This is a genomic window from Stenotrophomonas sp. PAMC25021 (assembly GCF_004795795.1).
GTDB lineage: Bacteria > Pseudomonadota > Gammaproteobacteria > Xanthomonadales > Xanthomonadaceae > Stenotrophomonas > Stenotrophomonas muris.
Genome location: NZ_CP039255.1, coordinates 114,081 through 130,371, shown reverse-complemented (window position 1 = coordinate 130,371; position 16,291 = coordinate 114,081). Strand labels below are relative to the sequence as shown.

Genomic DNA, 16,291 nt, shown 5'->3' with positions numbered 1-16,291 from the left:
TGTGGCGAGTTGTCACGATCAGTCTTTTAAGTCGAATCTTCACGTGGGGATGGCCTTGTTTGAACGAAGCGAAACGATTTCTGGGAAAGTCTGATAGATGAAGCGCATCAGGTTAGTGCCTGTCAAATCGAAGTTTCGCTTCAGTAGTGCTGACCTTCGCGCGTAGGGCTCGAACAAGGGGTCCTCCGCAAGCTGGCGTGCGATCTCCCGACCGTTCTTGGTCAGTAGTATCACTACCTTTCTGCCTTCGATAGACACCGCAACAAGATTTTTGGCTATCAGAATGTTCAGGAATTCGCGGTAACGATGGTCCCAAGGCCCAAATCGGTATCGAACCATCTCGGATTCCACGCTCTGCCGCTCGTGATCTTCCAACTGAACCTCTCTCGTGCTCTTCCCCTTTGCCTGAAGTGCCCTGTCGAGCATCACCGGGTAGCGCAGGAGAAAGTCCAGCTTGGCGAGCTTCGTCAGTCCCTCTATCGAACCTTCATCATCTTCTTTAGAAAAGGCATTTAACAATAAGAGGATTCTTGCTAAATGCAATCCCGGGGCAGCGTCAAGGGCGGCGACTGCTTTAACGATGTCCATCAATCATCTTCCCAAGGCCTGTCAATGCTCCACTGCACCTTGCACTGAGAGGTGAGTGAATAGGTGAATCCCTCAAGGTGCTCAATGCTGCAATCGAACAGTTGTTCGCCTTGCGCTTTACGCTTCTGGAAGCGCTCTAGCAGATCTTTCTGCATGGTGGGTCCAAATGGATCACCATGGCTCTTGGTATTTTCGAAGGCCCGTGCAGCGTCGGTAAGAGCGATTGATCGGATATGGTCGTATCGCTCAAGTCCTTTGTCGCGACCTAGCTTCTTCGTCCACGTAATTCCGAGGTAATCGGCTTTATCCCGTAAGTTCTCCGCCGAACTCCGGGAGACAGCCGAGAATCCGCCCGCATCAAGCTTCTTGAACATCAAGTCGGTGCTGCCCTGTCCAGGCTCGATCCACTTTGAGGGCTCGCCAGACAATGGGGCAGGGGCGTTTATTCCATCGTCGAGAATAGCCAATAGGCGATCAACGGTAATGCGCTTGCCATTGATGCGTGATAGGACTTTGACTTCTTGTGCTTCATTTGAAATTATATAAGCGGGAAGCAGTTGCTCATGATCAAGGGATGATGCTCTCGCGCACTCATCGATTAAGGAATGAGCGGCACGTGAGACAGATGTGTGTACACAATCAGAAGCTGTCGGCCAACACTCAACCAAGGTTTGGATAAGGCGCATGTGTGAGTCCGTCAGCTTGGGTAGCTTATCTGTCGCCGAGCACTTCTTTAGCGCTTGAAATGCCACGGATTCCGTAACTTTTGCGTCGCGCGCGATGCGCTTGACCCATGTGCTTGCGTTGGATGGGAGATCCGAAAGCGCTTGCGCTTTGGCAATCGTCGCGATGATGTATCCGAGTGACTGGGCGTTCTTCGCCACGTAGAGGGGATGGTTGGTGAGGAATCGGTAGGCACAAAAATGATCGGGGTATTGATCTTCCATTTGGGCAAAGCGCGCAAATGCGCCCATTACTTGCGGGTCGCTCGCTTTCCAGATGGGCTGATTCGATTCTCGAGTCTTTACCTGCTCGCCGGTGAAGGTGTTATTGCGATGCTTGATTAAGATATCTTCATGATGCTCGCAGAAAACCTCAACGACATCTTGTGTTTCATCCAAGAGCATGCAGCAGTCTATTGCTGCCCAAGTGTACTGAAACCTGTATCGCCGCGCCGTTTCATCGCCCGGATCATGAGATGCAAGAACTTGATCCGGCGCGGGATTTGCAGAATCCTTTGTCGACATGTTTCCCCCTATTTGTCGTTACAGGGCCATTGCTTCCAAGCATGCATGCGTGCGAAGTGAGTGCCCCCTGCCTGCCGGCGGGGGCTTTCACATCCCCAATGGCACTCATTTCATCGTTAAATTGCCAAATTGGCAAGTTGCTGATGGATTCGCATAAGCGCTCTGAGTAGCCGCACTGTGAGCGCTGGTTGTCGGGGCACTCTGCAGGCAGTTTCGTCTGACGCTCGAAGACCTCGGGCCATGACTTTGGCGAAGACTTCGGGCGCGACCGTCAGGAGCAGTCGGAAAGTATTGGGATGTGTCTTTCGATATAGAGGTAGTCGCAGTAGCGGTCCGTCCTCCAGGCGGGCCGTCCAGACCATTAGCCACCGGTCGGCAGCGTGTGGTTGGACTGTAGGGTGGCGACGTCAAGCAAGTTGGTTTCGCTCGCTAGGTTAGGAAAAGATGTACAGTCTTAACGTTCTTTCGAAATGGCAGCAGGCGCACCAGTAGTTCCTTGGCGAATCAAGCAGTTGACGTGTCTATTCTGGGCTCTTGGGGGGGGGGGGGGGCTACTTCGTAGAGCAGTTCAAGAACGGTTCGCTATGGCAGCCGAAACGCAAATGGTGGAGATCGAAAGCATCAATCGGCTGGTGATGAACCGCGTGGCCTATGAGTTCCATCATGGACCGGCAATCGCCTAGTCTCGATTGGAGAGTAATGGGCGCGATTACCTATTGGGCCTTCGAGCAAGTTGGCCGGGCACTTGGAGACCAATGACGTGAGACGATTTGACCAGAAGGAATTTCGTGCCATCGCCTGGGCGGCCGAGCCGGACAAAGCCGCCTGGTTGCTGGATGCCGAGGGCGCCATTGAGTTCCTGAAGAGTAACGCGACTTGCGAGGAGCTGGTGATCTACGCCAGCGCGGGCGCGGTGCTGATCCATGGGGTCCTGGCCCCGACGGCGCAGGTTACTCCGGCAGATCAGACCGACCTGCTCGGTGCGCACGTGATGTCAGACGACAGTTGGTGCATCCAGAAGTCATGGGGTGGAGGGCAGGGGCACAGGATCTATCTCGAACCGCCACTGACGCATCCGGGATGCAAGTCGCTGGTCGGAGGCGAGAAGCTGATCTTCCGCCGCTCGTTCACAGGTGTGGATACCGGCCCAGCACCTATCGAACTGAGCCAGAAGCTGGTGCACAGCCTAGAACTATACTGGGTGCCCGAGCGTAGCGCTTACTCGCGCCTCGATAGTAAGGGAGATATTGAAGACGTAATCAGGGTGATCTGGCTCAAAGCCCCGGAATCGGAAACCGGCGCGGTTGTTGTGACGATGCTGATCAAGGAACTGGCGACCTACATGGCGTTGTCGGACCTGTCGCTGGTCATCAAGTTCGATTTCACTCGATTCGATCCCGATAACTTCGCTGGATGGGCGCAGGATCGCCAATCGAGCCGCAAGCTGGGCCCCGATCTGTTTTACAGCGCCGGCCGCTCGACAAATGCGAGCTATGCCAACGGTTGCATGATCCTGAGAGCGGCCGTCACTGTGGATGAATTGATTCAGCAGTGGAAAGAGGAAGAGGACCCGACAACGAAGCAGTATGCGACGTTCAAGATCCAGGACTGGAAGAATCAGCGCAGTGTCGAGACCTCCTGCGCGCCAGAGTTCTTGTCCAACTACTTCACTCAGTCCGATAAGCCCTATGAAATCTCGCCCGTCTTCTTCCGACCCGATGTACTGGCTCGTTTCAAGAACGATCCGGAGAAGTACGACTTGACCGACCGCACCATCAGCTGTCGCAACGCCTGGTACCTCAAAACGTACGACATCAACGAAGCAGGCCAAGTGCACACCTATATCGGCTATCTGGCTGACTTGCCTTACGAAGAGCAGTTGTACTGGCGGTCCTTCAACGAGTGGCCCAAGGCGCCAATTTCGAAGCGGGCGTTGGAGAACGATTTCCAAGGCCAGTTCAGTAGTGAATACGACCCGCTGCAGATGCTCAAGTACAAGATCCGGCAACTCGACGAGGCGCCGCCGCCGTGGTGGAAGCCACGCGGAAGCGAGCTTTCGGATGCGGCTCGGTATCCCGCGACCGACTCGGTATCGGAGTGGGGCGATGAGATCCTCGCGCTAGACCAGCTTCTGGTGGAGGGCTTCCTGCAAAGGCCGCTGCAGAAGCTTGCTGCCGAAGCTGGACGCATGATCGACAAACAGTGGCAATCCCTGCGGCTGTTGCAGGACTATCTGGAAGCCCAAGGCTGTAACGCAGAGGAGGCGAAGGTGGTGATGGAGCCTCTTGCCCGGCTGCACAAGCTGCGTAGCGTTCTGAAGGGCCATGGGGCGCCATCCGAGCGCACGGCCGCGTCCAAGCAGGCGCGTACTGAACATGGCACGTTGCGTGCGCACTTCACAGCGCTGGCAGGGGAATGCGACACAGCCTTCATAAGGATCCTCACCATCTTCGGTGTCGCTATCAAGCTCGATTGACTACCAAGCCGCTGCATCGGTACGGCGTCTGCCTTTGGCCGAAGTCAGGCAATAACGTCCCGGTCAACGGACCGCCAGCCGCTCGCGAATTAGTGTCTGCAAAGGATCAGGATCTTGGGTGTGCACACGGTCTGCGCAGTTGAGGGCCGGATCGGCTAGTTCTAGGTTCACATCACCATGAAGTTCCGGGTCGTGGTGCGCCTTACTATTGAAGCCCCGCCATTGAGAGCGACAGGCGGGGTGCCTTAGGTGTCCAATGGCATACGTTAAGTTCATTTTTAAGGTATGCGTTGACATACTTTAAAGTGAGCGCTATCATTGTGCAATGAAAAATCTAGACGACCTCCTAGGGGGGGGCAGGGGCAACGAGCCGACGTTCAGCACCATGTCGGACGTCTCGGAGCAGATTGGAGAGCGCCTTCGACGCCAGCGCGTGGCTTTCGAGTGGCGTCAGTCGGATGTCGCGAAGCGAGCAGGCGTGTCCGTGCAAACCGTAAAGGCGATGGAGAAGGGTGACCCTATCTCGGGTGAGAGCCTTTTCCGCTTGCTGCTTGCGTTTGGGCATGGCCCGGACCTCCTCAGGGTGCTTGAATCCCCCCACTTTCCAAACCTCAACGCTCACAAACGCTACGTGGAAAATGCCAGTTCGGCCGCTTCGCTTCAGAAGCGGGTCAGGAGCAAGGTGGGGGCATGATTCTCGAAACCGCCTGGCTGGAGTCTCCGGTCCATCGATTGGAGGTTTGGACCCATCACCTGCCGCTGCCGGTACTGGTGGGTCACCTGAACTACGAGGTGCGTGCTGGACGGAGCTTTTTTGAGTGGAGCCATCAGGCAATTCAGCTGGGTATCAATCTGTCTCCGCTCAAGCTGCCGACCGGTGCCGGCGTCTGGTCTAGCGAGCAACAGCCCAACCTTCCATTGGATTACGAGGGGTTGCCAGGCCTGTTGAACGACGCCCTTCCAGATGGCTGGGGGCGCTATCTAATGGACAAGGCCATGGCCCGGCGGCGGATTGACCCGCAGTACATCTCGCCAGCTGCTCGATTGGCTTTCATTGCCGATCGGGCCTGGGGCGCCTTGAGCTTCCGCCCGGCCATGGAGGAGGAGGTCGAAGGGGAGGTGTCCCTGGTGGCTTTGAGTGAGGAGGTGGAGGCTGCAATCGAAGGGATGCTGGACGACGTCTCCAACGAGTTGCTGACCGCCGGCAGTTCTCCCCAAGGCGCTCGACCGAAGCTCATGCTCGATCTGGATGCCGGCATGAAGCAAGCTCGCACGAGCTCCCGAACCCCTTCGCCTGGCTACGCCTCTTGGCTGATCAAGTTTGCGGCGCGTGATGAGCCGCTTGATGCGCCGATACTGGAACAGGCCTGCATGGAATGCGCTAGGGAGGCGGGAATCGCGGTGATGGATAGCAGTTTGCTGGACATCAATGGTCAGATCGCGTTTGCCACGCGACGCTTCGACCGCGCGGGGCCGCATCCCACCTTCTGCCACACCCTTGGAGGGTTGATGCACTTCTCGCACAGACAGATCGGCCTGGACTACGTCAACATCGCGCAGGTCATGACGCGTCTAGGCATGTCCGGAGCGGCATTCAAGCAGGCCTACAGCCGGGCGGTCTTTAATGCCGTCATGAGTGTTCGCGATGATCATGCGAAGAACTTTGCCTTCATCCTTGATGGAGGGCAGCAGTGGGGGCTATCGCCGGCCTATGACTTGACCTACATGCAGGGGCCGGGCGGCTATCACACCCTGACATTTGCGGGTGGGGACGCAAGGGATCCCACCAGGAGCGATCTTCTGCGCTTGGCCGACTCCTATGGGATCGAAGCACCCGATGCGTCCAGGATCATCGATGGGATGCTTCCCCAGGCGGCCCGTTTCGGCGTCCTGGCAAAGCAGTTCGGCGCACGGTCAACGGTAGTCAATCCCGTGGTCAAGCGCCTGGGCGAAATTGGCAAGGGTCTGAAGCGATGATGGCGGAGGGGGAGTTCTCAGACCCTGTCTCTGCGCACTATCATGAGAGGTGATCGACAGTCTCAAGGTGCCGCCTCGGCGCCATGAGGTGAGCTGCCGCAGAAGATATATGCTCTCGACGGTAAAATGGGCGGTACTCACTCATGTCAATCACCGAAAATTCCTTTAACTACACAGACTTGCGCGATCTGTTGATGATCGAGTGGGAGTGATTTGAGAGAATGAGGGCGCCGAGAGGCGCCCTTGTTGTTTACATGGCTTCGTGGATACATTTCGAAAATGTTCTAAAGTGGAAAGAACTTGGGCGATCCAGAACTTCGGGCAAATTCTGGCGGGGATTGCGGATCGAACACGGGCTAGGAGAAAGGGGTTTAGGATGCAGCATCCCCGCGAATTATCATTGGCGATCGCAAATTCTCGAGGAGGCGTTCAGAAAAAGGCTCGATTGATGATCTTCCGTGCGGAAGGAGGGGCATATCCGTTCGGTACTTTTTTCTGTGAGGACGGCTTCTTTCATGCGGATGAAGATATCGCATTTTCTGTCGTAAAGTGCGGCGGATGGAGGTCGGTTGCCGACGAATTGCCATTTTCGGAATTTGCATGGGCATCTCCCGCGCAAGTTCGAATATTGGGGTCATTACTATTCTGTCAGGTGATTGACGAAGCTTGGGTGCGGCTGTACCCAGTAATTGGTCGGCATTTGGTTTTGGAGCCGGACGAACTCGATCTGGCGGACGTTAATGTCGTCCAGTTGATCAGATCTCGTATTTTGAATTCTTCGGATTTCCTATTGAATCCGAACGGAACTGCAGGTACTCCCGCATCCATTGGTTGTGCGAGATATGATCTGCTGAGCTCGGAATCCGTAGCGATGAGTAGATTTCCAAGCTCATATCGTAGTATCGATCCGGGAAATCTCGTCCTTATGCGCGGCATTCAGGCGCTGGTGAAGTCTGACATGCTTGGGTGCCATCAGGAGTTTGGCGAGGAGTCCGTCCTCTCCATTTATATCGCGATGGATGCTTCGTTCTCCCTGATCCAGAGGGAGCTAATCAAGGCAGGGAACCCAAATCCCTCCGCGAACGACGCCGCCAGATGGTTGCACAGAGTCTTTGACGAACCCTATGGCTTTGATGCACCTGGTGATTTTGAGAAATATCTTGGTGAGTTCTATGAGAACAGGATATCTGCAATACATCCGGCCAGTCGCTTTGGGGACTGTCCATTCCCTCCGGCGATTTGGGGTGATGCGATTCATCTAAGATCTATTCTTCGTCAGGTTTTTTCCTATCTTGTGCATGGAGCGCATTTTGACGACTTTGATTCTGCGGTTTCAAGGTTTCATTGCGCGTGATTTAGTGTCTAGGGACTGAAGGGGCAATTGATAATTAATTATCAATTACATGAAATTTTAGAAATTCTAGTACGCGTGCACGATGTCGGACTCCAAGTCTCTCACTGCCTTTGTAATTTTTAAAGTGAGGAGTCGGTCTACTTTCTCGTCTGACATTGCGGCTACGCGCTCTCCAAGCCACATTGATAGGCGCTCGCGCTTCTGTGCGGCGCTAAGATTGTCGAAGTTTGGGATGTAGCTCCCAGCCTCCAAGCTCTTTCCACTGAGCTCGTAGTATGTCTTGATAAGGGACTTGGGTTTGAATTTATCCTTTAGCCCAAAGCGATTCATTAGCTTGGAGATTGTCCAGTTTACGGCGCGCAACTGTGATGTTTCTGTGATCTGTGAAAAATAGCAAACCCATCCGAGTCTTTTGTTGTTGAAGGTGCATCCCGTGATTCTTAGATTTATTTTCCACTTGCAGTATGCGAGGGCTCTGGATCTCTCGGCATCGCTCCGGGCTGCTGAGGCCTTGTGCTTGTAGGCTGTAAGAATTTTCGCAATTGAAGATTCAAATCTCAGTATGCTCTCGCGTCGAATTCGAATTCTATTGCTGCTGATGAGGTAGCCTAAAAAGCTGAACTCTTGGTTTAGTTTATCTATCTTTGTTTTTGAGTCTCCTCCTGGCTCATGGGCCTTGAGACCCATTTTCTTAAGCCTAGTGATGATCTCACTGGCGGTCGGTGCTGCCTGATCACTTGACGTCAGAATGAGTATGTCGTCGACGTATCTGCAATACCAGATTCCCTCAATCGAATTGAAGTGTTTATCTACTTCAATCATTGATATCTCGGCCAGTAGATTGGAAACTGCGAGGCCTTGGGGCACACCTATTGCGGTAGGCTTTAGGCCCTTCGATGTTTTTGATTCTGGCACTGTCGGTGTCGTGATGGCACTTCGGATTAGAGATCGAATTTCGATTTTCCTGATTCTCTTCCAGGTGCTTCCAAGAACTAGCTTGTGCGGAATGGATGGATAAAATCCTTGAAGATCTATCTTAGCGAACTCGGAAAATTCGCCGGATGATAGTTTCTCCTTGAGTGTCTCGATCGCGATGTGGGGCAATTTAAGCTTGGCTTCGGGATAGACGTCGCCCAAGCATTCGCAAAGTGCGCGCAATGTTATACGGTCTCGGACAGTTGGAATTGAAATTTGTCGCGGCTTTGAGTTGTAGCCTTTTGATATGAGCTTCTCTTTATAGGCCGTAAACTTGTACTTGCCTTGGATGATCTTTGAATTAATTAACGAAATTTCATCCCCGAGTCTTTCTCCTAGGGTCGAAGGCTTTACTCGGTCGATTCCGATGGCTGAAGACTTTGATATGCGCTCCGCGTATATCTCGATCAAGTGATCCTTCGAGAACCTGGCTCTGAAACTCTCAGGGGCCTTCATTGGTAAGTATCCATTGCGCAGTACGCTGCAATTAAAGGGGTGGCATAGAGGGTTATTATCAATATGTACCTAAGTATTATTGATGCGATGCCTCTTGCGTACTCAATTTTGGTGGGAATTCTGCTTGTCAGACCAGTGGATAACACTCGCGCCAAGATGTCATCCATTGATGTATGATTCTCGCTGTCCCTGAGCAGTCCGGCGTACAAATCTTGCTCTGCGAGAGTTGGACCGGTTGGCTGGATGTCGTTGTAAAGTTTCTGCAAATGCAAGTAGTTCCCTCGCATCAGCATGGCACGGCCTCTGAAATCCCTGTTCGTTACAGATAGTGAGATTGCTAGTAGGCCAATTGAAAGTATGGCGCCCAATATGTCGGTGTTATCGCCAAGTATAGTTGGATATCTGATGCTCAGAATGGCTAGGATCGAGCTCAGAATTGCGTACCAGACCAAAAGGAGTTGCGAATGGAAATCCATTCGCTCCAGTCGTTCGTGAGCTTTTATTCGAGCCTTGTAGGTGAACCAGATCTTGTCCCTCACGACCCTCTCCAAGAAAAAGAAAAAGAGGGGGCAGGGAGTCTTGGTTACCGTTGAACATCCCAAAGGATCAGTAGGCCGGAGCCCAACAGCCGAAGCTGTTACTTATTAGTGCCGCCCTCGCCTAGGCGAGAGGAAATGCCTGCCCCCGAGGCCGATCTTACGGTTAAACCTTCTGAATAGGAAGATGGGTGCCCAAGCCAAAGTGGGGCGGGCATATGGTGCGATCACTCGGCCTAAGCTGCCATAGTCGGGGGCATCTAGGACGCTTGCCTACTCCTACAGCTATTGCAAATGAAGTGAACCTAATATCGTCGGTAATAGTGGCATGGGGCAGATGAGCACCACACCTACTCCGGCCTAATCTCCCGACAACCCCACTCAACCAACCCCCGACAAGCTAGAAACAGCCCATCCACAACCCCCTCATCCAAATGCCGCTCCGGGTCCGCTGCCACCCGGCAGCGGTCCGCCGCGTGCAGTAGCTCCAGCACCGTCAGCGCTCCCACCATCGCGCGCTCGCTCCTGGCCAGGCTGACGCGTCGGCCGGGTGATACATCGGTTTCTGGCCACGGGTGCCCATCGGCGCCCTCGCAGCCGCGCATGCGCTTGAGGATGCCGAGCAGGGAGTTCAGGTCGGGCAGGGGAGTGTCGTCGTTGATGGGTTCAACAACGGTGTACGAGGAGAAGGTGTCGGATTCGTTCATGGCGTCGGCTTCCGTGGCTGTGCTTAACAGCGCCACCGTGAAGAGGTGGCGGACGATGCATGGCTGCAAACCGGGATGATGTAGCGTCATAGAACCGGTGGATCCGAAGATCCCCACGCACCGCCCGCCAGAAAGGCCGACGGATTGCCCGCCGGCACCGGTTAAGGGCGGTGCCGGCGGGCAAGCGCAAACTACAGACGCGTACATCAATGCGGGTTTGCAGACCCGGCCACCCGTTGTCGGTGGCGCGTCATGGTGTTTACGCCGCCGCTCTGAATGCCAATAGAAATTCGCGAGGGAATCGCGGAATCCGAGAGCGAAGAACTATTGTTGCACGCACCATTCGTGCAGCACGCGACGCCTGCAGACGCATTCGCGCAGCTGCTCTGCTGATGGCGAATCAAACTGGCGCAATCGCCCACGCCACAAGCGAATAGCGCGACAGCCTGCTTTGCAACAGTTCTTAGTCCGGCTCCCCAAGTAACGGCGCGCGATCAGCCGCACATCCCGAAAAGCGGTTCAAACCCGACACTGTTAACAAGCTCGCAGCTTCAAACAACGCCAGCCTCCGCCGCATTCCCCACCAGCAACTCAATCATCGCCCGCGCCGCCGCCGACTGCCGCCGATGCGGCGCATAGATTACTGAGAACGGCCTAGACCGCCCGCTCAGCTGCGGCAGCACTTCCACCAGCTGCCCGCGCTGTAACCGCTCGCGCACGATGAACGCATAGCTCTGGCAGATGCCAATGCCCTGTTCGGCCAGCGACACCACGCCCAGCACATCGTCGGAGGTTTCGATGGACGAGCGCGGCAGCCAGTCCACGTCGCGCCCACCGTCGCGGAACACCCACGGCGCCAACCGCCCGGTGCGCGGCATCACGAAGGGCAGGCACAGGTGCTGCTGCAGGTCGTCCAGCGTCTGCGGCGTGCCGCGGCGCTGCAGGTAGTCCGGCGAAGCCACCAGCACCAAAGGCGCATCCTCCAGCTTCCGCCCCACCAGCCCGCTGTCCGGCAGCTGGCCCAGGCGGATGGCCAGGTCGAAGCCTTCGGCCACCAGGTCCACGTTGCGGTTGGTGATGTTCAGTTCCACCTGCACCTGCGGGTACTGCTGCGCAAAGCGCGCCAGCACGGGCGGCAGCCGGTAGTGGCCATAGGTGGTGGGCACGCTCAGGCGCACGCGGCCGGCCAGGGCACCGTCCTGGGCCAGTACGTCGCGCTCGGCGTCGTCCAGCAGGCCGAAGGCGATGCGCACCTGTTCCAGATAGAGCCGCCCGGCGTCGGTCAGGCCCACGCGGCGGGTGGTCCGCTGCAGCAGCTGCCGGCCCAGCCGCGCTTCCAGACGGGTGACCGCGCGGCTGAGCACCGAGGGCGTGGTGGACAGCGCCACCGCGCCGGCCGTGAACGAGCCGTGCTCGACCACCGCCAGGAACACCTCCACATCGCCCAGGTAGTCGAACTTGCGGCTCATTTGGCTCTCCGGGGAACAGATGTTTTGCGATGGGGCCAATTTATCGCCGCTGGGGCGATGAATAAAGTGGCGGCCATTCCCCGATAGGAGCTCCCCATGAACCTGATGACCCGGCTGGCCGCAGCGCTGGCCCTGACCCTGGCCGCGACCGGCGCGCATGCCGCCAACGTGCTGGTGGTGCTGTCCGACGAAAACCACCTGGACCTGAAGTACGGCAAGGTGCTGTCCACCGGCTTCTATCTCAACGAGCTGATGCAGCCGGTCAAGCTGCTGCTGGACGCGGGCCACGAGGTGACCTTCGCCACGCCGCAGGGGCGGGCGCCGACGGTGGATGCGTCCTCGGTGACGCCGGCGTACTTCGGCAACGATGCCGCGCAGCTGAGGCTGCACAAGGAGCTGCTGGAGGAACTGGTGCTGACCTCGCCGACGGCCTCGCCGGTGGTCAGCCTGGCGCGCATCGAGCAGCAGGGCTACGCGCGTTTCGATGCGGTCTACATTCCCGGTGGCCACGCGCCGATGCAGGACCTGCTGAAGAGCCCGGCGCTGGGCCGGTTGCTGGCCGACTTCCACCAGCGCAGCAAGACCACCGCGCTGGTCTGCCACGGGCCGATCGCGCTGCTGTCCACGCTGCCGGATGCCGCTGGGTTCGTGGCGAAGCTGGAAGCGGGTGCGATGCCGGCCATGCCGAAGTGGATCTACAGCGGCTACCAGATGACGGTGATCAGCAACCAGGAAGAAGCGCAGGCCAAGCCGCTGCTGGGCGGCGGTGAGATGAAGTTCTACCCGCAGACCGCGTTGCAGCGGGCGGGTGCGCGGTTCAGCAGCAACACTACGCCGTGGACGGGGCATGTGGTGGTGGACCGCGAGCTGATTACCGGGCAGAACCCGGCTTCGGCGCTGGAGGTGGGGCAGCGGTTGGTGGAGCGGTTGAGGTAAGGCGGTTTCTGCATCGCATGCGGTGCCGTGGCACCATGATGGGCTGGCCTCGCCCTTCCGGGCGGGGCCGTTTTCCCAGGGAAGCCCTCGAACACGACATGCGAACGTCTTTTTTCATTCTCTCCGCCCTGTGCCTTGGCTTGCTGTCCGGCTGTGCCAGTGGCCCGGAGGAGCACGCCTCAAGCCGCGAGATCACCAGTGCGTTCGTGGCCGACGACGGCCAGCTGTACCTGTTGCCGCACTATGACGAGCCGATGCGCTTCAATGCCGCGCCGTTCCGCGAGTACCGCGCGCTGATGGACAGCCCGCTGCGCGAGGCGGTGGCCTGCGCGCAGATGTACTTCCATGAAGACTGGCGCGACCTGGCCAACAAGGCCAAGGTGCACGGCAGCTATGCGCTGCTGCTGCGGCCGGAGCAGGTGACGGCGGAGCAGGCCGCGCAGTTCAAGCTGGAGCGGATTGAGGTCCCCCCGCGTGAGGCCAAGGCCGTGGAGGAGCGGGCGCGCTACTACCTGCCGATGGACCGGACCCGCTACGCGCTGGCGTTTGATCGCGCCTGCAATCTTTCAAGGAAGGGCGGCAGCTATTACAGCGCGCTGTTCGAGGGCGACGGCGAGCAGGTGCAGTTGCCGGATGCTGTGGCACTGGCGGAGAAGGGGAAGCTGGCACAGCCGATCAATGCGCGGGCGCAGCGGATCCTGCCGGAGAGGGAGGACAAGCCGGGTGTGGGGTCGGCGGCGGGCAAGGTGCTGGGCGCGGCGCTGGTTCCTGTGGCGGTTCCGGTGTTTGTGTTGAGCCTGCCGTTCCTGGGGCCGGATCATTGGAAGTGAAAAGGCGTTGAGGGAGAGTCATCCACGCGTGGCGTGGATCTACTTGGGTATCGCCTGAAAGTTCATCCTGGAGATCTGTGTGCCCAGCACGATGGAAACTGTTTTGAAGACCGTAGGTTTCATTGTCCTCGCGGCCCTTCCGTTGGTGATCCTCTGGTTCACCCTTCGGCGGATGTCAGCAACTGCTCGCTCGTCTGTGAAATCGGGGCTGCATTTGCATGCCCCGCGCCGGATTTCCGGCAGGTCCATGACCTTGGTGATGGTGGATGGAAAAGAGGATCGGGAGCACTACTTCTTTGATGCGGAGTTCTTCTACCTGCGGCGTGGCCCGGTGCCCACGGCGGTTCCGCTTTCGCACATCACCTCAGTCACTCGCACCTCCGACAAGATCTACGGGCGCTATGTGTGGCAGGTGTGCTTCAGCAAAGCATCGGGCAGAAAGTGCGTAACGTTCACCAACAACCTGACGCTGTTCAATCGCGATTTCCTGCTCTTCCTGGAGGCGGTGCGGAAGGCCAATCCACTGGCGACTGTGGATCAGGCGGGTCTGTTCTTCTGATTGCGCGGGGACATCAGCGGCGCTGATTGGCAAATGGAGGGCCAGGGGGGCGAGTTGCCTTGGCCACGGTGCTGGGCGATTCAGTTGTGCGGGCGTTGAGGGAGTGAATCCACGCATGGCGTGGATCTACTGGCACCTCTGCCTGCCGCCAGCCACACAGCTTGCCCGCCAGCGCTCCCAGGTCTTGCCATCGATGCCGGCCTTCAGCGCAATGCCCTGCAGCTCGGCCCAGTTCCTCGGCGACGGCGCGGCCAGCAGCCCGCGCATGAAGGCCTGCATCTTCGCTTCCCCCACCTGTTTCTCCAGCGAGAGCAACAGCAAGGGGGCATAGACGTAGCGATACATCTCGCCCAGATCGGAGTTGCTGTCGATGGCATCGAATGCTGGCAGCGGCTTGTCCTGCGTGTCGATGGCCGATTGCAGTCGCGCAATATAGCGATCGGCCGCGGCATCGCCACTGATCTCGCGCAGCGCCTTGATCGACAGGAACTCGGCGCTGGACTCCAGCAGCACCCAGAAATACGGCCCCTGCGGATGGTTCAGTGTGCCGAAATAGTAATGGCCCATTTCGTGTGCGATGTACTGCACGCGCCGTTCGGCATGTTCGCCACCAGTCAGCAGAGAGTCGGCCACGTTGCTGATGCTGCCGCTCATGGCGATGGTGGGCCAGGTGGCAAAGCCCCATTCGCTGCCTTCGCGATCGCGCTCGATCTGGTTGAGCGTGACCATGCGCAGGAAGGTGGGGCGGTCGGCCAGCGGCATGCCCATGTAGCGGCTGTGCACGTCGGCTACCTTCTGCACCGTGCTGGACAGTGCATCGACCTTGGCCGTGGGCAGGGTCTCGTTGAGGATGGTGACCTGCGCGGTGCGGGTGATCGGGCCGCTGCCGCCGAACAACAGGATCGGCCGCGCGTTGTCGCTGCGGAATCGCCCCTGCGCGCCTTCGATGGCCGGGCTGCCGTTGAGATACAGGAAGCGGCAGCCGGCGCAGTCCACCTGCAGGTCGTAGCGGCTTTCGTTGCTGCGCACGCGGGCCGTGGGGTCGAATGACTGCGGCAGCCACGCGGACTGTTCGGTGAAGCGGGCGCTGTCGCCGTTGAAGGCCATCATGCCCTTGAAGTCGCCCAGGGCATCGTGCTTCGGGTACAGCGGGAACGCGCCCACGTACTGCACGCAGAGCGTGGCGTTGGGCCCGGCCAGGGTGTAGACGCGTGCCTCGCCATCCACGCCCGGGTCGTACCAGCCATCGAACCCTACCGGCTTGCCGTCACCGTCGGAGACCCGCGCGACGTTCAGGCCGGCGTTGAGTACGAACGCGCCCCTTGATTCGGCTGGGAGGTTGGACATGCAGACCTCGCCCTCGACACGGCCGCTGGCAATATCCAGCCGCACGCTGCCGGTGGTGAGCGGTGTGGCCGGTTGTGCGGCCGGTGCGGCCACGCTGGTAGCGGGAGCGAGCAGCGCGATCAGGGCGGCAGGCAGTAGGGCGTTGCAGGGGTTCATCGGGCCATCCTTGGGTGGATGGCGTTGACTATAGGGCCAACATCGATGGACGCGGAGAGTCTTCTGGTCACCCGGTCTTGTGGGGCTGGCGCAATGCCCTGGCCTGGTGCAGGCATACTGTCAGCCGGGCGAATGGATGCCCGCGAACAGGAAGGACGCCTGCGCCATGACGAACATGCCAACCCAGCTCACAACTGACTTCGATGCGGTGCTCGACCGTGGTGACATTGCCGAGGCGCGGCGGCTGTTGGCCCCGCAGCTTGCACGCGGCTGTGCTGAAGCGTTGTTTCTCTCTTCCTCGATGCCTGTGGGGGAGGACCACGCACATGCCGAGGCGGACAGCTTCGCGACCCTCAAGCAGGCCGCAGACAAGGGCTATATCCCGGCGATCCATGCGGTAGGGCTGTGCCTGCTGACCGGTGACCGCGTCGAGCAGGACGTCATGCGGGCGGCCGCGCATTTTGAGCGGGCATCGGAGGCCGGCTATCCGTCGGCCATGTACGAGTTTGGCCTGGCGCTGTTCCATGGCAAGGGTGTCCCCAGTGACGTGCCACGTGCGGTGTACCTGATCCGCGCTTCGGCGCAGGCGGGGAATGAGTACGCCAGGGAGTTCCTGCTGGCGTATTCATTGGACGTGGGCACGTAGGAGGAGGGTGCGGCGGCCGGTGACGTTACACT

The 16,291-nt window shown here is 58.2% G+C and carries 14 protein-coding genes; 7 read left to right on the top strand and 7 right to left on the bottom strand.

The window, feature by feature from the left end; genetic code table 11:
* Positions 1–39 precede the first annotated feature (39 nt).
* A complete protein-coding gene (locus tag E5790_RS00615; RefSeq protein WP_111206831.1) occupies positions 40–588 on the bottom strand; it encodes an ABC-three component system middle component 4 in 549 nt (182 codons plus the stop codon).
* Entirely contained in the window at positions 588–1,835 is a 1,248-nt protein-coding gene (locus E5790_RS00610; protein ID WP_111206830.1) for a dsDNA nuclease domain-containing protein, read from the bottom strand. The genes E5790_RS00615 and E5790_RS00610 overlap by 1 nt, the downstream gene beginning before the upstream one ends.
* Positions 1,836–2,595: 760 nt before the next feature.
* On the opposite strand from E5790_RS00610, the gene E5790_RS00605 reads away from it, so the two are divergent.
* From E5790_RS00605 to E5790_RS00590, 3 genes are all read left to right on the top strand, one after another.
* Positions 2,596–4,311, top strand: a complete 1,716-nt coding sequence (locus E5790_RS00605) for a hypothetical protein (protein WP_136191665.1) — start codon at positions 2,596–2,598, stop codon at positions 4,309–4,311.
* 690 nt (positions 4,312–5,001) lie between these two features.
* A complete protein-coding gene (locus tag E5790_RS00595; RefSeq protein ID WP_111207087.1) occupies positions 5,002–6,288 on the top strand; it encodes a type II toxin-antitoxin system HipA family toxin in 1,287 nt (428 codons plus the stop codon).
* Between the two features lie 376 nt (positions 6,289–6,664).
* Positions 6,665–7,642, top strand: coding sequence for a hypothetical protein (locus E5790_RS00590; RefSeq protein WP_136191664.1), 978 nt, complete (start codon positions 6,665–6,667; stop codon positions 7,640–7,642).
* 66 nt (positions 7,643–7,708) lie between these two features.
* Here E5790_RS00590 and E5790_RS00585 read toward each other — a convergent pair whose 3' ends face one another.
* The 4 genes from E5790_RS00585 to E5790_RS00570 all read right to left on the bottom strand — a co-directional run bounded on the left by E5790_RS00585 (position 7,709) and on the right by E5790_RS00570 (position 11,785).
* Entirely contained in the window at positions 7,709–9,073 is a 1,365-nt protein-coding gene (locus E5790_RS00585; protein WP_111205408.1) for a reverse transcriptase domain-containing protein, read from the bottom strand.
* On the bottom strand, positions 9,070–9,612 hold the full coding sequence (locus E5790_RS00580; protein WP_136191663.1) for an SLATT domain-containing protein: 543 nt from the start codon (positions 9,610–9,612) through the stop codon (positions 9,070–9,072). The genes E5790_RS00585 and E5790_RS00580 overlap by 4 nt, the downstream gene beginning before the upstream one ends.
* A 347-nt stretch (positions 9,613–9,959) precedes the next feature.
* A complete protein-coding gene (locus E5790_RS00575; protein ID WP_136191662.1) occupies positions 9,960–10,316 on the bottom strand; it encodes a hypothetical protein in 357 nt (118 codons plus the stop codon).
* Positions 10,317–10,867: 551 nt separating this feature from the next.
* On the bottom strand, positions 10,868–11,785 hold the full coding sequence (locus E5790_RS00570) for a LysR family transcriptional regulator (protein WP_136191661.1): 918 nt from the start codon (positions 11,783–11,785) through the stop codon (positions 10,868–10,870).
* 96 nt (positions 11,786–11,881) lie between these two features.
* Here E5790_RS00570 and E5790_RS00565 point away from each other — a divergent pair, with 96 nt between their 5' ends.
* From E5790_RS00565 to E5790_RS00555, 3 genes are all read left to right on the top strand, one after another.
* Positions 11,882–12,721, top strand: a complete 840-nt coding sequence (locus E5790_RS00565) for a type 1 glutamine amidotransferase domain-containing protein (RefSeq protein ID WP_136191660.1) — start codon at positions 11,882–11,884, stop codon at positions 12,719–12,721.
* A gap of 98 nt (positions 12,722–12,819) precedes the next feature.
* Complete coding sequence (locus E5790_RS00560; protein ID WP_111205455.1) at positions 12,820–13,551, top strand: hypothetical protein; 732 nt, start codon at positions 12,820–12,822, stop codon at positions 13,549–13,551.
* 79 nt (positions 13,552–13,630) lie between these two features.
* Positions 13,631–14,110 (top strand): hypothetical protein, encoded by a 480-nt coding sequence (locus E5790_RS00555; protein ID WP_247594918.1) that lies wholly within the window; start codon positions 13,631–13,633, stop codon positions 14,108–14,110.
* A 126-nt stretch (positions 14,111–14,236) separates the two neighbouring features.
* Here E5790_RS00555 and E5790_RS00550 read toward each other — a convergent pair whose 3' ends face one another.
* Positions 14,237–15,613: a M1 family metallopeptidase gene (locus tag E5790_RS00550; protein ID WP_136191659.1), complete on the bottom strand. Its 1,377-nt coding sequence runs from the start codon at positions 15,611–15,613 to the stop codon at positions 14,237–14,239.
* Between the two features lie 136 nt (positions 15,614–15,749).
* Here E5790_RS00550 and E5790_RS00545 point away from each other — a divergent pair, with 136 nt between their 5' ends.
* Positions 15,750–16,259, top strand: coding sequence for an SEL1-like repeat protein (locus E5790_RS00545; protein WP_111205478.1), 510 nt, complete (start codon positions 15,750–15,752; stop codon positions 16,257–16,259).
* Positions 16,260–16,291 lie beyond the last annotated feature (32 nt).